The sequence below is a fragment of the Salinimicrobium oceani genome, assembly GCF_012037645.1.
The window spans coordinates 1-361 of record NZ_JAAVJR010001092.1; the positions used below are offsets into that span (position 1 = coordinate 1).

Below are 361 nucleotides of genomic sequence, written 5' to 3' on the forward strand. Positions count from 1 at the left end.
AATTGCAAAGGCAATGAGACGGGTTTATATGGCTATGGATTATTCTGAAGCAGAATATGAGGATACTAAGAATACCTACAGTGCTGCAATTCAGAATTTTTCTGCCAGTAAATTTAAAGAGGTTCTTGAAAAGTATCTTTTAAAATATCCCGATGAAACCTTGGTTTTTATTTTTGATGAAGCCAGTGAGGCAATTAGTCAGAAGAAATTCACACTGTTGGATTTAGAAGGTCTTAGTGAAGCCCTTTCAAGTATAGCCAAAAGGGTATGGACCATTGCAATCGCACAGGAAAAACTGGACGATGTGATCAACAACCAAAACGTGAGCAGGAGCCAACTTACAAAGGTGACCGACCGTTTT

1 protein-coding gene is annotated in these 361 nt (G+C 38.5%); it reads left to right on the forward strand.

What is annotated here, in order from left to right; translation table 11 throughout:
• Nucleotides 1-13 precede the first annotated feature (13 nt).
• A partial coding sequence (locus HC175_RS20930) for a hypothetical protein (protein ID WP_209310162.1) occupies nucleotides 14-361 on the forward strand: 348 nt, incomplete at its 3' end.